The organism is Arthrobacter sp. BB-1, from assembly GCF_006151685.1.
Classification (GTDB): Bacteria; Actinomycetota; Actinomycetes; order Actinomycetales; family Micrococcaceae; genus Arthrobacter.
On sequence record NZ_VDEV01000004.1, the window covers coordinates 72205 to 93001 of the forward strand.

25 protein-coding genes are annotated in these 20797 nt (G+C 65.6%); 18 read left to right on the plus strand and 7 right to left on the minus strand.

Going from position 1 to position 20797, the window contains the following annotated elements; translation table 11 throughout:
* Positions 1–220: 220 nt before the first annotated feature.
* The 3 genes from FHJ30_RS02690 to FHJ30_RS02700 are packed head-to-tail and all read right to left on the minus strand — an operon-like array spanning position 221 to position 2864.
* Positions 221–1411 carry an acetyl-CoA acetyltransferase gene (locus FHJ30_RS02690; RefSeq protein ID WP_139027721.1) on the minus strand — a complete coding sequence of 397 codons (1191 nt, stop codon included), beginning with the start codon at positions 1409–1411 and terminating at the stop codon, positions 221–223.
* Positions 1408–2103, minus strand: coding sequence for a CoA transferase subunit B (locus FHJ30_RS02695; RefSeq protein ID WP_139027722.1), 696 nt, complete (start codon positions 2101–2103; stop codon positions 1408–1410). The genes FHJ30_RS02690 and FHJ30_RS02695 overlap by 4 nt, the downstream gene beginning before the upstream one ends.
* Before the next feature lie 29 nt (positions 2104–2132).
* Complete coding sequence (locus tag FHJ30_RS02700; protein ID WP_139027723.1) at positions 2133–2864, minus strand: CoA transferase subunit A; 732 nt, start codon at positions 2862–2864, stop codon at positions 2133–2135.
* 177 nt (positions 2865–3041) lie between these two features.
* Between FHJ30_RS02700 and FHJ30_RS02705 the strand changes: the two genes are divergently transcribed.
* Entirely contained in the window at positions 3042–3836 is a 795-nt protein-coding gene (locus FHJ30_RS02705) for an IclR family transcriptional regulator (protein WP_139027724.1), read from the plus strand.
* Between the two features lie 4 nt (positions 3837–3840).
* On the opposite strand, the gene nadE is transcribed toward FHJ30_RS02705, so the two are convergent.
* Complete coding sequence (nadE, locus tag FHJ30_RS02710) at positions 3841–4695, minus strand: ammonia-dependent NAD(+) synthetase (protein WP_139027725.1); 855 nt, start codon at positions 4693–4695, stop codon at positions 3841–3843.
* 74 nt (positions 4696–4769) lie between these two features.
* Between nadE and pyrE the strand changes: the two genes are divergently transcribed.
* The 4 genes from pyrE to FHJ30_RS02730 all read left to right on the plus strand — a co-directional run bounded on the left by pyrE (position 4770) and on the right by FHJ30_RS02730 (position 8105).
* Positions 4770–5354, plus strand: coding sequence for an orotate phosphoribosyltransferase (gene pyrE / locus FHJ30_RS02715; protein ID WP_139027726.1), 585 nt, complete (start codon positions 4770–4772; stop codon positions 5352–5354).
* Positions 5355–5487: 133 nt separating this feature from the next.
* A complete protein-coding gene (locus FHJ30_RS02720) occupies positions 5488–6255 on the plus strand; it encodes a GAF and ANTAR domain-containing protein (RefSeq protein ID WP_139027727.1) in 768 nt (255 codons plus the stop codon).
* Positions 6256–6357: 102 nt separating this feature from the next.
* A complete protein-coding gene (locus FHJ30_RS02725; protein ID WP_139027728.1) occupies positions 6358–6981 on the plus strand; it encodes a hypothetical protein in 624 nt (207 codons plus the stop codon).
* Positions 6982–7064: 83 nt separating this feature from the next.
* Positions 7065–8105 (plus strand): alpha/beta fold hydrolase, encoded by a 1041-nt coding sequence (locus tag FHJ30_RS02730; protein ID WP_139027729.1) that lies wholly within the window; start codon positions 7065–7067, stop codon positions 8103–8105.
* Here FHJ30_RS02730 and FHJ30_RS02735 read toward each other — a convergent pair.
* On the minus strand, positions 8102–8932 hold the full coding sequence (locus FHJ30_RS02735; protein ID WP_228405197.1) for an HAD-IIA family hydrolase: 831 nt from the start codon (positions 8930–8932) through the stop codon (positions 8102–8104). The two genes, FHJ30_RS02730 and FHJ30_RS02735, sit on opposite strands and share 4 nt — an antisense overlap.
* A gap of 51 nt (positions 8933–8983) precedes the next feature.
* Here FHJ30_RS02735 and FHJ30_RS02740 point away from each other — a divergent pair, with 51 nt between their 5' ends.
* The 3 genes from FHJ30_RS02740 (at position 8984) to FHJ30_RS02750 (ending at position 11248) form a co-directional block, all read left to right on the plus strand.
* Positions 8984–9658 (plus strand): TrmH family RNA methyltransferase, encoded by a 675-nt coding sequence (locus tag FHJ30_RS02740; RefSeq protein WP_139027731.1) that lies wholly within the window; start codon positions 8984–8986, stop codon positions 9656–9658.
* 145 nt (positions 9659–9803) lie between these two features.
* Positions 9804–10823: a class II fructose-bisphosphate aldolase gene (gene fbaA, locus FHJ30_RS02745; protein WP_139027732.1), complete on the plus strand. Its 1020-nt coding sequence runs from the start codon at positions 9804–9806 to the stop codon at positions 10821–10823.
* 2 nt (positions 10824–10825) lie between these two features.
* Positions 10826–11248, plus strand: coding sequence for a DUF3151 domain-containing protein (locus FHJ30_RS02750; protein ID WP_139027733.1), 423 nt, complete (start codon positions 10826–10828; stop codon positions 11246–11248).
* 132 nt (positions 11249–11380) lie between these two features.
* Here the strand turns inward: FHJ30_RS02750 and FHJ30_RS02755 are convergent, their stop codons facing one another.
* Complete coding sequence (locus FHJ30_RS02755) at positions 11381–12013, minus strand: uracil-DNA glycosylase (RefSeq protein WP_139027734.1); 633 nt, start codon at positions 12011–12013, stop codon at positions 11381–11383.
* A gap of 291 nt (positions 12014–12304) precedes the next feature.
* On the opposite strand from FHJ30_RS02755, the gene FHJ30_RS02760 reads away from it, so the two are divergent.
* From FHJ30_RS02760 to FHJ30_RS02785, 6 genes are all read left to right on the plus strand, one after another.
* A complete protein-coding gene (locus tag FHJ30_RS02760) occupies positions 12305–13390 on the plus strand; it encodes a M14 family zinc carboxypeptidase (protein ID WP_139027735.1) in 1086 nt (361 codons plus the stop codon).
* A 255-nt stretch (positions 13391–13645) separates the two neighbouring features.
* Positions 13646–14935: an adenylosuccinate synthase gene (locus tag FHJ30_RS02765; RefSeq protein WP_139027736.1), complete on the plus strand. Its 1290-nt coding sequence runs from the start codon at positions 13646–13648 to the stop codon at positions 14933–14935.
* Positions 14936–15114: 179 nt separating this feature from the next.
* Entirely contained in the window at positions 15115–15480 is a 366-nt protein-coding gene (locus FHJ30_RS02770) for a YegP family protein (protein ID WP_139027737.1), read from the plus strand.
* A 293-nt stretch (positions 15481–15773) separates the two neighbouring features.
* A complete protein-coding gene (locus FHJ30_RS02775) occupies positions 15774–16325 on the plus strand; it encodes an RNA polymerase sigma factor (protein ID WP_139027762.1) in 552 nt (183 codons plus the stop codon).
* The gene (locus FHJ30_RS02780) at positions 16322–17221 is read left to right on the plus strand and encodes a hypothetical protein (protein ID WP_139027738.1); all 900 of its coding nucleotides are present in this window, start codon (positions 16322–16324) and stop codon (positions 17219–17221) included. Before FHJ30_RS02775 ends, FHJ30_RS02780 begins: the two co-directional genes overlap by 4 nt.
* Before the next feature lie 63 nt (positions 17222–17284).
* On the plus strand, positions 17285–17710 hold the full coding sequence (locus FHJ30_RS02785; RefSeq protein ID WP_139027739.1) for a CoA-binding protein: 426 nt from the start codon (positions 17285–17287) through the stop codon (positions 17708–17710).
* Between the two features lie 13 nt (positions 17711–17723).
* Here the strand turns inward: FHJ30_RS02785 and FHJ30_RS02790 are convergent, their stop codons facing one another.
* Positions 17724–18752 carry an isopenicillin N synthase family oxygenase gene (locus tag FHJ30_RS02790; protein ID WP_139027740.1) on the minus strand — a complete coding sequence of 343 codons (1029 nt, stop codon included), beginning with the start codon at positions 18750–18752 and terminating at the stop codon, positions 17724–17726.
* A 45-nt stretch (positions 18753–18797) separates the two neighbouring features.
* On the opposite strand from FHJ30_RS02790, the gene FHJ30_RS02795 reads away from it, so the two are divergent.
* Genes FHJ30_RS02795 through FHJ30_RS02810 form a run of 4 tightly spaced genes read left to right on the plus strand, consistent with a single transcriptional unit; the run spans position 18798 to position 20378 of the window.
* Complete coding sequence (locus FHJ30_RS02795; protein WP_139027741.1) at positions 18798–19208, plus strand: MmcQ/YjbR family DNA-binding protein; 411 nt, start codon at positions 18798–18800, stop codon at positions 19206–19208.
* On the plus strand, positions 19198–19752 hold the full coding sequence (locus FHJ30_RS02800) for a DUF1990 family protein (RefSeq protein WP_240793549.1): 555 nt from the start codon (positions 19198–19200) through the stop codon (positions 19750–19752). The genes FHJ30_RS02795 and FHJ30_RS02800 overlap by 11 nt, the downstream gene beginning before the upstream one ends.
* Positions 19749–20069 (plus strand): putative quinol monooxygenase, encoded by a 321-nt coding sequence (locus tag FHJ30_RS02805; RefSeq protein ID WP_139027743.1) that lies wholly within the window; start codon positions 19749–19751, stop codon positions 20067–20069. Before FHJ30_RS02800 ends, FHJ30_RS02805 begins: the two co-directional genes overlap by 4 nt.
* 15 nt (positions 20070–20084) lie before the next feature.
* On the plus strand, positions 20085–20378 hold the full coding sequence (locus tag FHJ30_RS02810) for a DUF503 domain-containing protein (RefSeq protein WP_139027744.1): 294 nt from the start codon (positions 20085–20087) through the stop codon (positions 20376–20378).
* The last annotated feature ends 419 nt before the right edge of the window (positions 20379–20797 follow it).

The following is a 20797-nucleotide window of genomic DNA, read 5'->3' on the forward strand; positions in this document are numbered from 1 at the left end:
AACGTACGGGGCGGAAGCCCCTCTTGCAAGGGTTGGGCAACATTTGGCGAGGTCAGGGCATGCCTTCACGCCTAGTGGCGGTGGCAATTGCGGCCGCCCCGGTGCCAACCCGAGCTCGGCGCAAGTGTGGGCCGGGTGCGTCAGGGAATGGAGTTTTTGTCCAGATATGCAGGGCTACGGGCCTGCGACGTGGGCATATCCGGACGAAAACTCCAAGGGCTTAGAGGGCCTCGAGCACGCTGACGTAGTTGGCAATGCCAACGCCGCCCATGTTCTGGACGGCGGCCCGGCGGGGGCCGGCGAGCTGCATGTCCCCGGCGGTGCCGCTGAGCTGCATGGCTGCGATGACGTGCTGGGAGACCCCGGTTGCGCCCACCGGGTGGCCCTTCGCCTTAAGGCCCCCCGAGACGTTGACGGGCAGCTTGCCGTCCTTGTACACCCAGCCTTCGACCAGGGCGCGGGCCCCCTGGCCGCGATCGGTGAGTCCCATGGCTTCGTACATCAGCAGTTCGGCGATGGTGAAGCAGTCGTGCACCTCCGCGAAGTCCAGGTCTTGGAGTCCGACGCCGGCCATCGCCAGGGCGCGCTGCCAGGACACCCGCGTGGCCTCGAAGGCCACGGGGTCGCGGCGGGCCGCGGGGAAGAAGTCGTTTGCGTGGCCGAAGCCGGCGAGCCGCACGGGCGCAACGGCACCGCCCGTTGGTGAGGTTGACAGCACGACGGCGGCGGCACCGTCTGAGACCGGGGAGCAGTCCGTCCGGCGCAGGGGATCAGCCACCATGGGATTCTTGTCCGACACGGTGCGGCAGAAGTCCTCGCCGAGGTCCTTGCGGAGCTGGGCATAGGGGTTGTCCACGCCGTTGCGGTGGTTCTTGGCGGCGATGCTGCCCAGGACGTCGCCCAGGTCCCCGTCGCCGTACCGCTTTCCGTAGTGCTTGGCCACCTCGGCAAAGAGGCCGGTGAAACCGGTGGTGGACGCCTTGCCGGCCATGTCATAGTCGGCGCCCAGCAGGCCTGCCCCCACAACATCGGCTCCCGCGTGGGTCATCTTCTCGGCGCCGATCACCAGCACGGTCTTTGCCGTGCCGGCCAGGAGGGACTTGGTGCCCTGCTGGAACGCGGCGGAACCCGAGGCGCAGGCGTTCTCCACCCGTGTGGCGGGAACGTTGGCGAGTTGGTCCGAGACCTGCAGGGCCAGCGACGAAGGGAATGCCAGCGGCATCATGCCGGAGTTGAACTGGCCCAGGTAGATCTCGTCGATCTGGCCGGCCTCGATGCCCGCATTGCTGATGGCCTCGGTGGACACCTGGACGATCAGGGATTCCAGGGTCTCGTCCGCCAGCTTCCCGAACCGGCTGTGGCCCCAGCCCGTGAGCAGGACATCCTTGCCGAACTGTTCCTTGAGGCTCATGCCGAAGCTCCTTCCATGGCGGATTCTGCGGCGGCCGGCTCTTCCAGCGCGGCAGTGAACGCAGCCTCCGTCTTTTCGCGGATCTCCTCAACGGTGATCCCCGGTGCCAGCCGGGTCAGCGTAAGCTGCCGCCCGCCGTCGTCCGTGGGGTAAAGATCGAAGACCGCAAGGTCGCTGACGATCCGGTCCACGCAGCTCAACCCGGTCAGCGGCAGCGTGCACTCGCGGACGATCTTCGCGGTGCCGTCCTTGGCGGTGTGTTCCGTGAGGACCACCACCCGCGGGGTCCCGGCCACCAAATCCATGGCCCCGCCCATGCCCTTGACCATCTTTCCCGGGATGGTCCAGTTGGCCAGGTCGCCGCTGCCGGATACCTGCATGGCGCCCAGGATCGCGACCTTGACGTGGCCGCCGCGGATCATCCCGAAAGACGTGGCCGAGTCAAAGATGCTTCCACCGGGCAACACCGTGACGGTCTGCTTTCCGGCGTTGATGAGGTCCGCATCCTCCTCGCCTTCGTAGGGGAACGGTCCCATGCCGAGCAGTCCGTTTTCGCTCTGCAGCACAACCCGGACGCCGTCGGGCAGGTTGTTGGCCACCAGCGTGGGGATGCCGATGCCCAGGTTGACGTAGTCGCCGTCGTTCAGTTCTTCGGCTGCGATGGCAGCCATTTCATCCCTGGTCCAAGCCATGATGGGTACTCCTCCGTGGGTTCGGTTTTTCAGACGGCCAGCGCTTCGGCATCCATGGACAGGGGGCGCGGACGGACGGTCCGCTGCTCGATGTCCTTCAGGCGCTTGCTGGCCTTGACCAGGCGCTGGACGTACACGCCGGGCGTGACGATGTGGTTGGGGTCCAGTTCGCCCGGTTCCACGATGACTTCCGCCTCCGCGATGGTCAGCAGCCCGGCCGTTGCAATGACGGGGTTGAAGTTGCGGGCTGTGTAGCGGTAGGTGAGGTTTCCGTCCGTGTCCGCGGTGTGGGCGTGGACAAGAGCGACGTCGGCGCGGATGGCGCGCTCCTGGACGTACGTTTCGCCGTCGAACACCTCGTGGGGCTTGCCTTCGGCAACCAGGGTGCCCACGCCGGTCCTGGTGTAGAAAGCAGGGATCCCGGCGCCGCCGGCCCGGAGGCGTTCGGCAAGGGTTCCCTGCGGCGTGAACTCAACCTCGAGCCGTCCGGCGAGGTACTGCTCCGCGAACAGCTTGTTTTCGCCCACATAGCTTGCGATCACCTTGCGGACCTGGCCTGCCTCGATGAGGATGCCCAGGCCCTTGCCGTCCACGCCCATGTTGTTCGACACCACGGTCAGGTCCTTGACCCCTGAGTTGCGCACCGCCTCGATCAGGTCCGCGGGGATGCCGCTGAGGCCGAACCCGCCTACGGCCAGGGTGATGCCGTCCCGCAGGGCCCCTTCCAGGGCGGCAACGGCGGTTGGCTGGAGTTTGGTCATGGCGTCTCCTCGTTGAGTCTCCGGGAGTTATCCACGTTGTGGACAACGGGTCTGCAAAGGGACAGTACGGGGAGTTTTTAGGGGTGTCAAGAAGCGCGGATTAGCGTAGAACGCAGCGTTTTACACTGTGGACGGTATGCTGAACCTCATCCACATTATGGACATTGAAGGAGTGGAATGAGCCAAGTGCCCGTGCAGGGAGCCCAGGTGGTGAGCCGCATCGCCGGATTGTTACGGCTGGTGGGCCGCAGCGCGGAGGGAATGGGCCTGGCCGCCCTGGTACAGGAATCAGGCCTGACGCGGCCCACCGTCCACCGGCTCCTCTCCTCCCTGGCTTCCGAGGGGCTGCTGGACCACGATGCCGGGAGCGGCAACTGGGTCCTGGGCCCGGAGATCCTCCTGATGGGATCGGTGGCGTCGGCGCGGTTTCCGCTGGAGGACATCGCCAGGCCCAGCCTCCGCCGGCTTGCCGAGGCCACTGGCGAAAGTGCCTTCTTCTCCATCCGCCGCGGTTCCGAGACGGTGTGCCTGCTGCGTGAGGAGGGCAGTTTCCCGGTCCGGTCCTTCGTGCTGCACGAGGGCGTGCGCTTCCCGCTCGGGGTGGCCTCCGCGGGCACCGCCATCATGGCCTTCCTGCCGGAGGCCGAGCAGGAGGAGCTGCTGGGCAGTTGGCGGGAGCATGCCGGCGCATTCGCGGCGGGGCACTCCGAGGAGGTAGTCCGGGCCAACCTTGCCCGGACCCGGCAGGCGGGCTACTCGGTTAATCCCGGGCTGGTCCTCGAAGGCAGTTGGGGAATGGGCGCCGCTGTGTTCGATCCGTCCGGCCGGCCGGCGTGGGCCCTCTCACTCACCGGGATCGAGCCGCGCTTCCGGGCGGAACGCCAGGAAGAGCTGGGGAACCTGTTGATGGCGGAGGCCCACCGCATCACCCAGCAGCTGGGCGGGGACGGAAAGGCGAACCGGGCGCGCTGAATTCCTACAGCCCTGCGCGCGGCTCCTCCGGGCCCTCGGTCTTCCACCAGGTGTCAAAGATGGTGACGGGGACCGTGCGCTTGTGCCGCGTGCGCAGGTACTTCTGTTCGATCGACTCGGCCACGGACTCCGGAACATCCCGGCCTTCCAGGTAATCGTCGATCTGGTCGTAGCTCAGGCCCAGCTCGTCTTCATCGGTGCGGCCTGGTTTGTCGTCCAGGAGGTCCGCCGTGGGCACCTTCTCCCAGACCCGTGCCGGCGCTCCAAGTTCGGCCAGCAGGGCCCTGTTTTGCCGCTTGTTCAGGCCGAACAGCGGCAGGATGTCCGCGCCGCCGTCGCCGTACTTAGTGAAAAAGCCGGTCACGGACTCGGCGCCGTGGTCCGTGCCGACCACCAGGTAGTTGTGTTCGCCCGCCAGGGCGTACTGGGCAATCATGCGGGTGCGGGCCTTGGTGTTGCCCTTGTGGAAGTCGGAGATTTCCGTGCCTACGGTTTTCTCGAACTCATCCTCGAAGCCGTCCACGGCCGCTGAGATGTTGAAGGTCCATTCCGTCTTGGGCTTGATGAAGTCGAGGGCGGCCTGGGCGTCTTCCTCGTCATGCTGGACGCCATAGGGCAGCCGCACCGCCACGAAGTTGGCCTCCACGCCCTCTGCTTCAAGTTCTTCGACCGCAAGCTGGGCCAGCTTTCCGGCGAGCGACGAATCGAGGCCGCCGGAAATGCCCAGGACGAAACCCTTGGTATGGGTGGCCTTCAGGTAATCCTTGAGGAATGTGACGCGCTTGCGCACCTCCCCGGCGGGATCGATCCGGGGCTGTACGCCCATTTCCTTGATGATGCTGGCCTGGAGTTCGCGCATGTGGAACAGCCTAGCCAGCGGTGTCAACAACGCTCAAGCATCCACACCGGGCCGCCCCCACTAAACTGGAGTCCATGACTTCCCCCAGTGACACTGCAGTGGATACTGCAGCCGCCCGCGCCCGACTGCTGGAACTGATCAAGGAACTCGCCGTGGTCCGCGGCAAGGTGATCCTCTCCAGCGGAGCCGAGGCTGACTACTACATCGACCTTCGCCGCATCACGCTGCACCACGAGGCGTCCAAGCTGGTGGGCCAGGTCATGCTGGCGCTGGCGGACGACGCCGGAATCGACTTTGAGTGCGCGGGCGGACTCACCATGGGTGCTGACCCCGTGGGTACCGCGGTCATGCACGCGGCAGTGGACGCCGGACGCACTGTGGACGCGTTTGTGGTCCGCAAGGCGCAGAAGTCCTATGGCATGGGCCGCCAGGTGGAAGGCCCGTCGGTCGAAGGACGGAAAGTCCTGGTTTTGGAGGACACGTCCACTACTGGCGGCTCGGCGCTGACGGCCGTGGAGGGCGTCCGGAGGGCCGGAGGCAACGTGGTGGCCGTTGCCGTCATCGTGGACCGCGATACCGGCGCGAAGGAAAAGATCGAAGCGGAAACCGGGGTGCCCTACCTGTTCGCATTCGGCAAGGACGAACTGGGGCTTTCCTAGCCTTCCCGCTCCATGCGCCACCGCGGGCCGGCCTTGGGCCGCCTGCGGTGCCCGCCGCCGATGTGGACCGCACCGTGAGGCTGTTCTATCATTTGCGGTAACCCCTTCATTCCCCGTACGGAGAACGTGCACCATGCTCCCCCCTGAACAGCCTTTGAGCACCACCGATCAGGTCCAGAACCTCATCCTGGAGAGTGCCGACTTTGAGGACTTCCTCAATGAGCTCGCCCGGTTCTCCGCGCACCAGATGGCGGGCGACGGCGACGACGCGCTCTGCGGCATCACGCTGCTCCGCGACCGCAAGGCTGCCACCATCGGCTGGAGCAGCGACTCGGCCCGGGAAGTGGACCAGATCCAGTATTCACTCTCGCAGGGCCCCTGCCTCACCGCCGCCCAGGAGGAACGCGAAGTCCACGTTCCTGACCTGTTCGAGGAGAACCGCTGGGGCCCGGACTATGCCTCCGCCGTGGCATCCCATGGACTGCGGTCCGTGCTGTCCCTGCCCTTCAACCTGCAGGGCGAAGCGAAGGCGGCCCTGAACCTGTACTCGGACGCCCCGCACAAGTTCGATGAGCGCGCCACTGCCAGGGCCCGGCAATTCACCCGCGAGATCTCCCAGGCGCTGCGGCTTGCCGTACGGTTCTCGCTCCATACGGACAGCGCGGCAAACCTCCGGGCCACCCTGGAATCCCGCACCATCATCGACATCGCCATCGGCATTGTGATGGCGCAGAACAGGTGCAGCCAGGAGGCGGCAGTCGCCATCCTGACGGAAGCCTCCTCCAACACGAACACCAAGCTGAGGGACATCGCCAAGTCCCTGGTTGATTCCGTTGGCGGTGTCGGCACCCGGACCCATTTCCAGGAACCGGGCAGAGTCCAGGCGGACCAGAGCGCTTAGCAAGCTTCCTTCCTTGTTACTGGCGGGTTGTGCGGGGCTTCGAGGGAGGTTACGCTTACCGAGGTTGAGCCGTCGGCCATAGACACCTCTTTTGGAGTACCTATGGACCGCGCCTTAAATGCCCTTGTTAACCTCGATGTCCCCGCGGACATTGTCCGGATCGATGTCCGGGGAAGCCTGACACAGGGCTCCCGGCCCGAACTCGCCCACATCATCCGGCGGATCCGGCGAATGGGCATCCGCTCCCATATCCGCGTTTACCTCTCCGGGGCTGTACTCGTGGAGTCTTCCGCCCTCGCCGGCCTGCGGAGCGACCTGAATGCCATTGACACCGGCACGTTGCCGGGAATCTATGGCAGCGGCGTTTCCCTGGACCTCACCCTTGGCACTGCTGAATGGGCCGCGGGTCAGGAGCCAAGCGGACGGGAGCTGGCACTCATCGAAGGGCTTGCCGACGGCTGCGACGGCGTGGGGGACCTCGCCGACGGGTTTCCGCTGGTGCCTGCCGGCCGCCTGGACGACTTGTGCGGCCGGCCCCTGGAGGAGTATTCGGACGCGGAACTGCTGACGGCGAGCGACTCGATTTTTGCCCTGTTGGACAGTCCCAAAGCGTTCGCGGGCTCGGACCTGCTGGGCCGCTACAACGACATTGGCGAAGAGTTGCGGCGCCGGCAGCAGGAGTCCGCTGCATCCCTGCCTGCCTCGGAGGGTCAGGCGGCCAGCTGAGCGCCGCTGCCTGACCGGGCGTCACTGAATGGTTACAGCCGCCTTCTTGCGGCGGCGTCTTCAGGTGTGCCTACGGTAGGGGTGTGCCGTATGAGGGGGAGGTAAGTCCGCAGGACCGGCCCGGGGTCCCGGGGGCCCGGCTGCTGGCCGAAGGTGCTGCCCTTAAACAATTTTCCCGGCGTGGGTTCCTGTCCGGAGCCGGTGCTTCGGGCCTGCTTGCGGCGGACATGCTGCTGACCCGCCAGGTGCAGTCGCAGCGCCGGAGCAACCGGATCCTTCCCGTCGATGACGGCTTCGCCGATGCCTACTACCCCGACGCCAGCTGGTTCCTGTTCCCCGGCTACAAGACGAGCTGGGAGGAATCCCAGTGGATCCTCAACTCCCTCCGGGGGGCGTTGAACAAGCGCGCCCGCCTTGCCGCCATCGGATATTCAAACCAGGGCCTGGACATCGACGAGGTGGTGATTGCGGTCATCGAATACGTCCGGGCACAGAAGCTCACCAAGCTGTTTTTCTACGGCCACAGCTTCGGCGGGATGGTGGCTACCCAGGTTGCCGCGCGCCTGCTGGAAATCCACGGCGTGGAAGTGGAGTTCATCGTTCTCGATTCCAGTCCCTACAGCAAGCACGACGTCCTGGACCAGAGCTGGTTCGACGGCGTGGTGTTCCTTTATGAGCGTGGGTTCCGGTTCCCGTCCACCCTCCGCGGCGGCTACGAGCTGGGGGAGCGGGTCATCCACAAGGACGAGCGGAGCTGGCGCCAGATCCTTGACCAGACGCTGGAGCAGCTGTCACCGATCGCCCCGTCCAGCGTGCTCATCCAGTCCGAGTCGGCATACATCTACCACTTCGAGGGCAGCCGGTTCGCGGACAAGATCGGGGGCGCCAAGATGGCCTACATCGGCAACCCCAGTGACCGCACCGTCCGCTACCAGACGGCGGTGGAGGCGTGGGCCGTAGCCTTCAAGGCGAACATGGTGTCGAGCTCCCTGCAGACCGTCGGTGCCAGGCCCGCCCACGCGAGTCCGGGCTGGAACCCGAACGTCTACCGGCCCATTCTGGAAGAACTGCTGGATGAGCACTTCCCGCTCCCCCGCGGCGGTTCCCGGGTGACGGTGTTCTAGATCTGGTTCTTCAGGTCCGCCACGGAGTTCAGGACCTGGTTGGGCCGGAAGGGGTACGCAGCGATGTCGTCCTTGTGGGTGATGCCGCTGAGGACCAGGACGGTGTGCAGCCCCGCCTCCATGCCGGCGATGATGTCCGTGTCCATCCGGTCCCCGATCATGGCAGTGGTCTCGGAGTGGGCATCGATCTGGTTCATGGCAGAGCGGAACATCATGGGGTTCGGCTTGCCCACAATGTACGGCTCACGGCCGGTGGCCTTCGTAATCAGCGCCGCGATCGCTCCCGTGGCCGGCATGGGGCCGTCCTTGGATGGGCCGGTGGCGTCCGGGTTCGTGGCAATGAACCGCGCGCCGGCAAGGATCAGCCGGATGGCCATGGTGATGGCCTCGAAGGAGTAGGTGCGCGTCTCGCCAAGCACCACGAAGTCCGGATTCTGGTCGGTGAGGATGAAGCCTGCCTCGTGCAGTGCCGTCGTCAGGCCCGCCTCACCGATGGTGTAGGCGCGGTTTCCGGATTCCGAGCCCCGCACCTGGTCCTTGAGGAACTGCGCCGTGGCCAGCGCAGAGGTCCAGATGTTCTCTTCGGGGATCTCCAGGCCGGAGGAGCGCAGGCGCGCAGCCAGGTCGCGCGGGGTATAGATGGAATTGTTGGTCAGCACCAGGAAGCGCCTGGAGGTGTCCACCCACCGCTGGATGAGCTCGGCCGCGCCGGGGATGGGCTGGTTTTCGTGGACCAGGACGCCGTCCATGTCCGTCAGCCAGCATTCAATCTCCTGGCCGCTGCGGTATACCGCCGGGTTCCCTGCTACCTGGTCTGCTTCTGCCACGTCTACCTCCACGGTGATGAATGCTCCAGTGGTCCAGTCTAGTGTTGAGGGGTGAACCAGACGCCCGGCCTGCCAGACGAACTCAACCCGCAGCCTGAGGAGGCCGCCCCTGAAAAGGCGGAGGTCGGCGTCGGGCCCTGGGAAGGCGAGCTGCCGGAAGGGGACCACTGGGACCCCGACCTCCTTGCCGACGGCGACCGCCGCAATGTGCTGGACAAGTACCGCTACTGGAAGCACGAAGCGATTGTTGCGGAACTCGACTCCCGGCGCCACAACTTCCACGTCGCCATCGAGAACTGGCAGCACGACCTGAACATCGGCACCGTGGTGCGCACGGCCAATGCGTTCCTGGCCAAGGAAGTGCACATCATCGGACGACGGCGGTGGAACCGGCGGGGTGCCATGGTCACCGACCGCTACCAGCATGTCCGGCACCACCCCACCGTGGAGGACTTCGTGGCGTGGGCGCAGGGGGAGGGGCTGGCGATCATCGGGATCGACATCTTCCCGGACTCCGTGCCGCTCGAGACCTATGAACTGCCCAGGGACTGCGTGCTGGTGTTCGGCCAGGAAGGACCCGGCTTGACGCCGGAGGTCCATGAAGCGGCCGTGGCCACCCTGTCCATCGAACAGTTCGGCTCCACCCGGTCCATCAACGCAGCCTCGGCAGCGGCCATTGCCATGCACGCCTGGGTGCGCCGGCACGTGTTCAACCAGCACGTGTAGCCCGCCGTGTCCTGAACTGCCGTCCCGGGTGGCGGCGGGACGTAACCGGGAGCACATGCTGCACGGAAATGGCTAGGATGGTGCTAGCCGTAAGCGGTACTCCAGGGTTACCAGCCCACAGACGAACCTCAGCATAGGAGTCAGCATGCCCATTGCAACCCCAGAGATCTACTCCGAGATGATCGACCGCGCAAAGGCGGGCGGCTTCGCATTCCCGGCCGTGAACGTAACATCCTCACAGACGCTGAACGCCGCCCTCCGAGGCTTCGCCGAAGCTGAGTCCGACGGCATCGTCCAGGTCTCCACCGGCGGCGCCGCATACTGGTCCGGCGCGTCCACCAAGGACATGGTTGCCGGTTCGCTGGGCTTCGCGGCCTTCGCCCGCGAAGTGGCGAAGAACTACAACGTCAACATCGCGCTGCACACGGACCACTGCCCCAAGGACAAGCTGGACGGCTTCGTCCTGCCCCTGCTCGCAGCGTCCGAGGCCGAGGTCAAGGCCGGCCGCAACCCGCTGTTCAACTCCCACATGTGGGACGGCTCCGCGGAGACCCTGCAGGAGAACCTGCGCATCGCCCGCGAACTGCTCGAGCGCACCGCCGCCGCAAAGATGATCCTCGAGGTGGAGATCGGCACCGTGGGCGGCGAAGAGGACGGCGTCGAAAACGAGATCAACGAGAAGCTCTACACCACCGTGGAAGACGCCCTCGCCACCATCGAAGCGCTGGGCGCAGGCGAGAACGGCCGCTACATCACCGCCCTGACCTTCGGCAACGTCCACGGCGTCTACAAGCCCGGCGGAGTGAAGCTGCGCCCGGAGATCCTGAAGGACATCCAGGCCCAGGTTGGCGCCAAGATCGGCAAGGACAGCCCGTTCGACCTCGTGTTCCACGGCGGTTCCGGCTCCTCGGACCAGGAAATCGCGGACGCAGTCTCCTACGGCACCATCAAGATGAACATCGACACCGACACCCAGTACGCCTACACGCGCCCCGTGGCGGACCACATGTTCAAGAACTACGACGGCGTCCTGAAGGTCGACGGCGAAGTTGGCAACAAGAAGACGTACGATCCCCGCGTCTGGGGCGCAGCCGCCGAAGCCGGCCTGGCAGCCCGCGTTGTCGAAGCCACCAAGCAGCTCGGTTCGGCCGGAAAGACCTTCTAGGAATGTCCGACGAGTTCCGAAGGAACCTGATGGGCCCCGAGCCCACGCTCCTCCCTGCCGAGACTGAGGTCTACCAGCAGCTGGAAGCGGGCCAGGAAGCCCTGGACCTGGTGGCCAGGCACCCCACGTCCTCGCTGTTGTGGGCCGTCCTGGCCGAAGAGGCCTGGGCTGAAGGGCGCACCATCGATTCCTACGCCTACTCGCGCGTGGGCTACCACCGCGGCCTTGACTCGCTGCGCCGCAACGGGTGGCGGGGCGTTGGTCCCATTCCCTGGGAGCACGAACCCAACCAAGGCTTCCTGCGCGCGCTGTACTCGCTTGGCCGGGCGTCAGCTGCGATCGGCGAGGCGGAGGAGCCGGAACGGATCGAGAAGTTCCTCAACGACTCCGACCCCGCGGCCAAGGCAGCCATAGAGGCGAAGTAGGTCCCCACAGCCTCCCTCGCTTCGCTCAGCCAGGGAAATCCTGGGCGGCGGAGGCCCCTTTGTATGACGACGACGGCCGGCACCTTTCTCGAAAAGGTGCCGGCCGTCGTAGTAATGCCTGGAAGTCGGGAGTCAGCTGGCTTTCTGCAGCCCTGTCCGGGCCATCGCGTCCGCGTAGGCCACGCGCATGTCCTCGAGGTACTCCTCCTGGCGGGCGGGTGAGCCGGCGAAGGCGCGGCCGCTGAGGGAGCGCACCTTGTAGGTCTTCAGGCCACGGCGCCAGAGCAGCGGCACTTCGGTCTTCAGCAGCAGGTTGGCCAGGCGGTTGGCTTCCGTGCCGTGGGCAACGATGACCGACGCGCGGGGGACGAGGGCCAGGAACTTGAGCAGCGGCTTGAGGCCGGCCGAGATCTGGTCCGGGGTGAACTTGCCGTTCGCTTCCCCCGGGATGTGCCACGGGTGGACATTCCACGGCATCACGAACTCGGGACGCAGGCCCAGCTTCCACTGGATGCCCAGCATCCGGGTGGCGGCGTCATCGTCCCCGGGAGTGATAAATCCGGACTTGTCCGCCGCGCCGATGTTCGAGTACAGGCTGATGATGCGGCACTCGTCCACGTCGTGCATGGGATCGACGTAGGGCACCACCGTGCCGGGCTTGGCGTCCTGCAGGGAATCGCACAGTTCGTTGACGGCGGCAACGTTGGGTTCGTAACGGCGGCTCAGGAGCTGCTCATGGAAAGATTCGGGTGCCAGGGCTGTCATGAAGTGCTTGATCTCCTGCGGGGATTGATGTTGCTTCCGACGGTGAAAATGGGCGCACGACGGCACGGCCTCATCAACGGCGGTTAGTTGGGGTGGGCCGATTCCTGGTCGGCCTTTCCCAGTTTAGCAAGCCCGGCGAAACGAAACGCCGGTCGCCTGCAACGGATGTGCTCTTTCAGAACGTAATAACTGCCTGCGGCATTCAGTCATATCGATTGACAGGATTCGTCCAGGTTGGTTTGCTTCTGTCACAGCCCGTGATGGGGGACATGGCGGGCTGGTCGCACCCACATGCACTGGAAGAGGTACCGCACCGTGAGAACTACCCTGGCAACCTTCAGGACCCTGGCCGTATCGGGAGCCCTGGCCCTTGCGGCAATCGCTGCGCCCGCACCCGCGATGGCCGTGGGCGAAGGCCCCAACTATGACGGCAACGGCCAGATCACCACGTCGAAGCTTGCCACCTACGACCAGATGGTCTCGTTCCTCAAAGACCAGGACGCCCGCCAGTCCGCCATGGAACTGGAAGTCATCGGCCAAACGGTGAAGGGCCGGGACATCCACCTGGTCAAGTACATCTCGGACCCGGCCAAGCCCACCATCCTCTACCTGACGCAGCAGCACGGCAACGAACAGCTCACCACGGAAGGTGCGCTGGAATTCGTCAAGCACCTTGGCACCGGCAAATCGCAGGATGTCCTGGACGGCGTGAACATCCTCATCGTGCCCATGCTCAACGCGGACGGTGCCATGGGTGACGTGAACTTTTCCCTGGATGACTACCTGGCCAAGGGCGACCGGAACATGACGCGCTACAACGCGAACGAAGTGGACCTCAACCGCGACCATGTGGCCAAGATCCAGCCCGAGACCCAAGCGCTGCACAACAACGTGATGCGCAAGTACAACGTGGACTACATGATCGACCTGCACCACCAGGGCACCCGCAGCCAGCGTGACGGCGAACTGGTGTCCGGCTCCATCCTGTACCCCACCACCCCCAACGCCGATCCGGCATTGGTGGAAAAGTCCAAGCAGCTGGGCGCCGTGGTGTTCCACAACGTCGATTCCACCGGCTGGGGCCACCTGGGCAAGTACGTGGGCGGAAGCGCCGAAACCATCAGCCGCAACGGCATCGCAGTGGAATACGGCATCGCAACGCTCCTGTTCGAGATGCGCGGCATGTCTGACCACTACCTGGACGGCTACGCCCTGGGGCTCCGGAGCAACGGCTACCTGATCAAGCAGACGGTGACCACGCTGACGGCCACCGCCGCCGCCATCGCTGACGGTTCAATTGCCGACGCCGACACCTCCTTCTGGGACAGCCTCGCCACCCAGACCTCCCGCCCGGGAGAGGAAGCCGACGACGAGTAGCAACACACACTGACAGTCCGCCGCGGTCCTCCCGCACGAGCCCTTTGCCGTGCAGGGAGGACCGCGGCGGCCAACGAGTGGACCAAGTGCCTCATCGGCTAAACTTGGGTGGTAAGAGCCCCGGAACTCTTGCGTCGCTGCGCCGCCCGCGGACCAGCGACAGCCGGTACGTTCGGGGCATTCTCATGAACGGCGCTGTGCAGGACCGCCACCCAGTGGCCAACCGGACAGCCCGAACGAATGGGGGAGGATCCCATGCCAGCAATTGTGATCGTAGGAGCCCAGTGGGGCGACGAAGGAAAAGGCAAGGCCACCGACCTTCTGGGCGGCCGTGTTGACTACGTCGTCAAGCCGAACGGCGGCAACAACGCCGGGCACACCGTCGTCGTAGGCGGTGAAAAGTACGAACTCAAGCTGCTGCCGGCAGGTATTCTCAGCCCCAACGCAGTCCCCATCATCGGCAACGGCTGCGTGGTCAACCTCGAGGCCCTCTTCCAGGAAATTGACGGCCTGCAGGCCCGCGGTGCAGACACCTCGAAGCTCCGCGTCTCGGCCAACGCCCACCTGGTTGCCCCCTACCACCAGGTGCTGGACAAGGTCACCGAGCGCTTCCTGGGCAGCCGCGCCATCGGCACCACCGGCCGCGGCATCGGTCCGGCCTACATGGACAAGGTGGCCCGCCTGGGCATCCGCGTGCAGGACGTCTTTGACGAATCCATCCTCCGCCAGAAGGTGGAAGGGTCCCTGCGCCAGAAGAACGAACTCCTGGTGAAGGTCTACAACCGCCGCGGCGTCCTGGTGGAGGAGATCGTGGAGTACTTCCTCTCCTTCGCCGAGCGGCTCCGCCCCCTGGTCATCGACAGCACGCTGGTCCTGAACTCGGCTTTGGACGAGGGCAAGGTTGTCCTGATGGAAGGCGGCCAGGCAACGTTCCTGGACGTGGACCACGGCACCTACCCGTTCGTCACTTCCTCCAACCCCACCGCAGGCGGCGCCTCCGTCGGTTCGGGCATCGGGCCCACCCGCATCTCCCGCTCCATCGGCATCATCAAGGCGTACACCACCCGCGTTGGCGCCGGCCCGTTCCCCACGGAACTGTTCGACGAGATGGGCATGTACCTGCAGAAGACGGGCGGGGAGTTCGGCGTCAACACAGGCCGTCCGCGCCGCTGCGGCTGGTACGACGCCGTCCTGGCCCGCCACGCCTCCCGCGTCAACGGCTTCACGGACTACTTCGTCACCAAACTGGACGTCCTCACCGGCATCGAGCAGATCCCTGTGTGCGTTGCTTATGACGTGGACGGTGTCCGGCACGATGAAATGCCCATGACGCAGACCGAATTCCACCATGCCAAGCCCATCTTCGAGTACTTCGAGGGCTGGACCGAGGACATCACCGGCGCCCGTACCCTGGCGGACCTGCCGGAGAACGCCCGCAATTACGTGCTTGCCCTGGAGAAGCTGTCCGGCACGCGCTTCTCCGCGATCGGCGTGGGACCGGACCGGGACCAGACCATCGTGGTGAACGACCTCATCAACGACTGACTTTTTGGCACTCACGACGGCGGCGGGCCACCTTCCAGAGGTGGCCCGCCGCGGTCGTTGTCAGGTCGGGGGAATAGCCTTGCGGCAATTTACACAGGATTAACGCGGGTGGTCTTGTAAGGCTGCAGGCGCGGCCGCGAGACTCGTCTGTACACCGTGTGACCCGAGGAAGGATTGTCATGGCCGGAAAGTTCGAGGCATTCGTCGACTCTGATGCGTATTTCAGGTTCCGGCTCCTGGCACCTGATGGCGCAGTGGTGGCTGTCTCCGGGCCGTATGAGGACAAGCATGCCCTCGCAGCCGGCATCGCTGCCGTCCGCGAATGCGCAGGCACAGGGCTGGTCACCGATCTCTGCCCGGCCGGCGTCGCCGTGCGCCGGTCACCTGCCGACTCACCTGCCGAGGTGCAGGGCCGGGCGCCCGTGCCCGGAGGGGCGGACTGTGATGACCCGCGGGTCCCGGCGAATGGGCACACGTTCGTCCTCGCCAAGGTGCCGCGGCGGCAGGGAAGCAGGCCCCGCTGGACTGCCGCGGCCGCCCGCTGACTTCCCGGAAAAAAAGATTTTCAAAGTTTTCTCCCCGAACGCGTAACCCCTGGCGTACCTGCGGCGATTACCCCTATGTAGCGCCGGTCTGGAACTTGTCCCCCATCACGTTCCAGGCCGGCTCTTTCACTTTCCGGGGGCAGGGGCAGCTGTCCAATGGGACCGGCGGGGCATACGGTGCAGTCGGGGTTGGTGATTACTGAGGGGTAAAGTGGTGCGGGGAAACCGGCCTTACGCAGGCCGGGCAGCTTCTCCGCTCAAACGAACCCCTTTTGACTGAAAGCACTACGTCCGTGACTGATGCCCTGACAGACGAGGCCCTGCGGGACGGGCCCGCTGGGGCAGCCGTCTTCAGCCTTGTCTACCGGACGTATGCAGCACAGGTCCTGGGCTACCTGACAGCCCGGGGAGTCGAGGATCCGGAGGCGGCCATGCAGGAAGTGTTCCTTTCCATCCTGCCGCGCCTTGACTCCGTACACGGGGGAGCCGCAGGACTCCGCACCTTCATCTTTTCGGTTGCCCACGCCAGGATGGTGGATGACCACCGGCGCCAAAGCCGCACCCCCGCCAGACTGCCCTTTGAGCCCGAGCTGGACCAGCGGGAAGATTCGTCGGCCGAGTCCGAGGCCCTTGAGCGTATTTCACCGCAGGAAGTCCTGGGGCTGCTTGACTCTTTGCCGCAGGACCAGCGCGAGGTACTGTCCCTCCGCCTCGTGGCCGGGCTTACCGTGGAGCAGGCAGCGGATGCGATGGGCAGGAGCGAGGGTTCCGTGAAGCAGCTCCAGCGCCGGGCGCTCCTCAAGCTCCGGGACCTTGCGGAAGTGAAGGAGTACCTGAAGCAATGACACCACAAGCGCAGCACATCGCCGCCGTAGCGGAGGAGATGCTCCTCGACGCCGGCCTGGCGCAGGACGTGGAACTTCGCCGCGCCCTCCTCGCCGTAGGCCAACTGGCGAACTTGCCTGTGCCGGTTCCCTCGGGACGGCTGGCAGCGCTGCTGGGCGAGCCCGTTGATGCTGCACCGGAAGATCTTCCCGCCCAGCACCGCGATGGCACCAGGCCCGGCCCGGGCGACGAGCTCGGCAGGCGCCGCCGGCTCCGTTCACACCGCCCCACCGTCGTCGGGCTGGCCCTGGTGGCTGGAATGGGCATGGGTGTGGGTACCGTTGCGGCCAGCCCGGCAGGTTCCGCCCCTGCCGGCAGCCTCTCGATCCAGCAGATGCTGGAGGACTGGGCGCCGTCCTGGACCATCCGCACGCCCCAGGCCGCCGGCCCGGGGTTCCATCAGCAGGCCAATCACGACGACGGCACTGACCTCCCTGCCCAGCGCGACGCCGGCCCGGCCGGCAGTGAAGCCTCCCTTGCCGAAGACTCCCCGTTGACCCTGCAATCGCCGCCGGCCGGGCAAGCTCCCTTGCCCCAGTCGCCCGGTCAGGTCCGGAACGGTCCGGGGGAGCTTTCAGTCGCCAGTGGACAGGCCGGGGCGAAGGAATCGGAGAAGAATGGCGGCGCCGCCGGGCAAAACGGCGGGCCCCGTACTGCTCAGGGCGACAGGGCGGACCAAGGGGCCGGCGCTGGCAGCGCACCTGATGCAGCGGACGGCGAATCCGGGCAGGGGGCCGGCGCTGGTCCTGGCATTCTTTCGGAACCGGGACAGCCGGCAGCAGAGAAGGATGGCGCTGCTTCCGCTGCCGCAAAGACCATGCCCGGGACCAAGTGGCTGGAAAAGTTCATCCGTTAGGCGTGGGCGGGCAGGCGGGGGGTGTTTGGCCCTGCTGACTGTTTCTCCGCGTAGGCTGGGCCCATGGGCCACACGAACGATCCCGCAGTCATTGAACGCCTGATGCGCACCAAGGGGCGGTGGGCCATTGTTGGCTTGAGCACCAACGAATGGCGGGCCGCCTTCGATACCTCGCTGTTCATCAGGGACCGCCTGGGCATGGAAATCATTCCGGTGAACCTGCCCGGGGACCCTGTCCACGGCGAAACCGGGTACCGCAGCCTCTTGGACATCCCGCCCTCAAAGCAGCCCATCGACGTCGTGGACTGCTTTGTCAATTCCCAAAAGGTGGGGGCCGTGGTGGACCAGGCGATCGCAGTGGGCGCAAAAGCGGTGTGGATGCAGCTGGGCGTCATTGACGAGGCTGCGGCGGAGCGGGCCAAGGCAGCGGGGCTGGACGTCGTGATGGACAGCTGCCCGGCCCAGCAGGCGTGGAAGTTCAGCCTCTGACTGGCGGGTGGCTTCAGCGCTTCACGAACTCCGGATAGTGCCGCTCAGTGACGTCCGGGTGCGCGCGCATCCTGCCCTTGAGCATGTTCAGGCCGAATGACGAAAGAAGGGGATTGGCCGGATCATCGGTAATTCCCCTCGCGGCGGCCTTCAGCTCGGGTGGCAGCGGCACAGGATCGATCACGGCATCAAGCCGCGGCGACCAGAAAAAGGGAACGGAATACCTGTCCACGCCTGGCGGGGGAGCCTGTACGCGGTGGATGGTGGCCGCAAGGTAGCCCTCCGTGGCCACCTCCAGCATCTCGCCCAGGTTCACCACCAACGCGCCCGGAATCGGTTCCACCGGAACCCAGTCGCTGGCCCCTGGCGGCAGGACCTCCAATCCGCCCACGCCGTCCTGGAGCAGCAGGGTGACGAATCCGTAGTCGGCGTGCGAGCCAACGCCCTGGTCACCAGCGGCCTCCACGACTCCTCCCACGTAGTGCACCAGCTTACCCATCCAGGCTGGCGTCCCCTGGAACGGTTCGTCAAAGTAGTCCTCCGGAAGCTGCAGGGAAACGGCGATCGCCCTGAGAAGTTCCATCCCCACTTTGGACATTAACTCCGCCCATGCCATCGCGGCGGGCCGCAGCTCGGGAAAGGAATCGTCAGGCCAGAGATTGGGGCCCTGCAGCAGCCAGTACGGTTGGTCCTCCGGATAATCGGTAACGGGCTCCCGTTCGGGCGAGTAGTCGATCTGTTCCCGGGCGTCAGCCCTTCCCTGGGTCACCTCGGTGCCCATCCGGGTGTAGCCGCGAAAATGCGGTGACAGCCGGTTGTCCAGCTTCATGCGCTCCTCCAGCGGCAAGTCGAAGAAGCGCCTGATGACGTCCAGCAGGTGTTCGGCCTGCCCGGTGGCCGCACCATAGCCGGTGACCTGGAAGAAGCCCACGTTGTGGGTGGCGTGCCGCAGCTGCTCAATGAAGTCCGGGCTGAATGACCCGTCGGCCAGCCGCGCCGTATCCAGGTCCAGAACAGGTATGGCTCCCTGATCGTGTGACATCTTCGCAGACTAGCACCGGAGGCGGCGGCTTTATAGGCTTCCAGCATGGACCCCGATGCCCTGAGGAAAATCTGCCTCTCCTTCCCCGGCGCGTACGAGGATTATCCCTTTGGACCTGAAACCGCCGTCTTCAAGGTCCGCGCCCAGGTTGCCGGCGGCGGCCGGAATGAAGGCAAGGTCTTTGCGCTCTCCTCGATGACCACCAAGGACGGATACGTGAACCTCAAATGCGAGCCGGGCCTGGCAGTCCAGCTCCGCGCCGCGCACCCTGAAATCACGGGTGCCTGGCACATGAACAAGACCCACTGGAACGGTGTGCAGCTGGACGGGACATTGCCGGACGGCATGATCAGGGACATGGTGGAGGACTCCTATGACTTGGTGGTGGCAGGCCTCAACAGGAAGCAGCGGGAGCAGCTGGGCTGGGCCCGCCTGGGCGGCGCACGTGGGCACTAGGGGAGGGGCACCAGGAGCACTGAACTATCCCGGTATCGGAAACACGGAACAGGGCACCGCACCTGCCGGGTACGCCGCCGTGCTGAAGGAGGTCCGGATAGGCACTGGCCTGCCCGTGTACCGGCGGGTTGCGGAGGGCATCCTCGGGTGGGAGCTGCAGCGAAGGGCAGGGCTGCGCGTCCGGGCCGATTCCCCCGTAGCGGTACCGGGGGCAAGGGTGGTGAGCGGCTTCGGCATTGGGCCCTTCCGGCTGAACGCCCCGTGCGAGGTGGTGTGGGTCCGGGAACCCGCTTCCGAGGCGGTGCCGCAGACGGCAGGATTCGGCTATGGGACGCTGCCCGGGCATCCGGCGAGGGGCGAGGAATCCTTCGAGGTGGAAATCAACGCTCGCGGGGAGGTGTTAGTGCGGATCCGCGCGTTCAGCAAACCTGCCAACTGGTTCTACGCCGCCGGCGGCCTTGTCACGCGCGCGGCACAACGCTACGTGACGTCCCGGTACATTGAAGGGGCACGCACCCTCGCCGCGGAAGGAATCCCCACGTGATTTTTATTGTCGTCAAGTTCAAGGTCAAGCCTGAATGGTCCGAGCGCTGGCTCAGCCTGGTGGCCGACTTCACCCAAGCCACCCGGGAGGAGCCGGGCAACCTGTGGTTCGACTGGTCCCGCAGCGTGGACGACCCCAACGAGTTTGTCCTGGTGGAAGCCTTCAAGGACGACGCCGCCGGGGACCACGTCAACAGCGCCCACTTCAAGCAGGCCATGGCGGACATGCCCCAGGCGCTCGCCGAAACTCCCAGGATCATCAGCCGCCAGCTCGACGGCGACGGCTGGGACCAGATGGGCGAGCTCGCCATCGACTAGGGAAGGTCCGGAGCCATGTGGATCGGCTGGATCGAATTCGACATCCTCCTGGGCGACGTCCAGAGCCTTAAGGAAAAACGCTCAGTCATCAGGCCGCTCATCGCTGAAGTCAAGCGCCGCTTCGATGTCTCCGTCGCCGAGGTGGGGGACCACAGCCAGTACCGGCGCACCCAGCTGGGCGTCGGCCTCGTGGCAGCGGACCGCGCGCACCTCATTGAGGTGCTTGCCGCCGTCGAACGTTTCGTTGCCGCCCGGCCCGAGTTTGAACTGCTCAGCGCCCGCCAGCGGGACCTCCACAGCGAGGACTGACTCCATCGATAGCTGCGTACTTGTCGTTTTCACGCGCGAGAACGACAAGTACGGAGCACTCGATCGATGTTGTGGATAACTTCTGCGACCTTTGCCCGAGTCTGGTCTTATGGACCGATGAAGACGCCCCGCCCGTTGCCGGAGGAACTCCCCGCCCGCCCCTTCACCCTTGCAGACGCGGCGTTCGCCGGAGTCTCATCAGGCCCGAGGACGCGGCCCACCTCAACAGGCCCCATGTCATCGTGCACAGAATGAAGCTCTACAGCGACGAGGTCACCACGGTCGATGGGATTCCTGTGACCACCCCGGAGCGCACATGGCTGGATATGGCGGAGATGCTGACGCTGGACGGGCTCGTGGTCATGGGGGACAGCTGCGTCCGGGTGCCGCGGGGGGGGGGGGGGGGGGGGGGGGGGGGG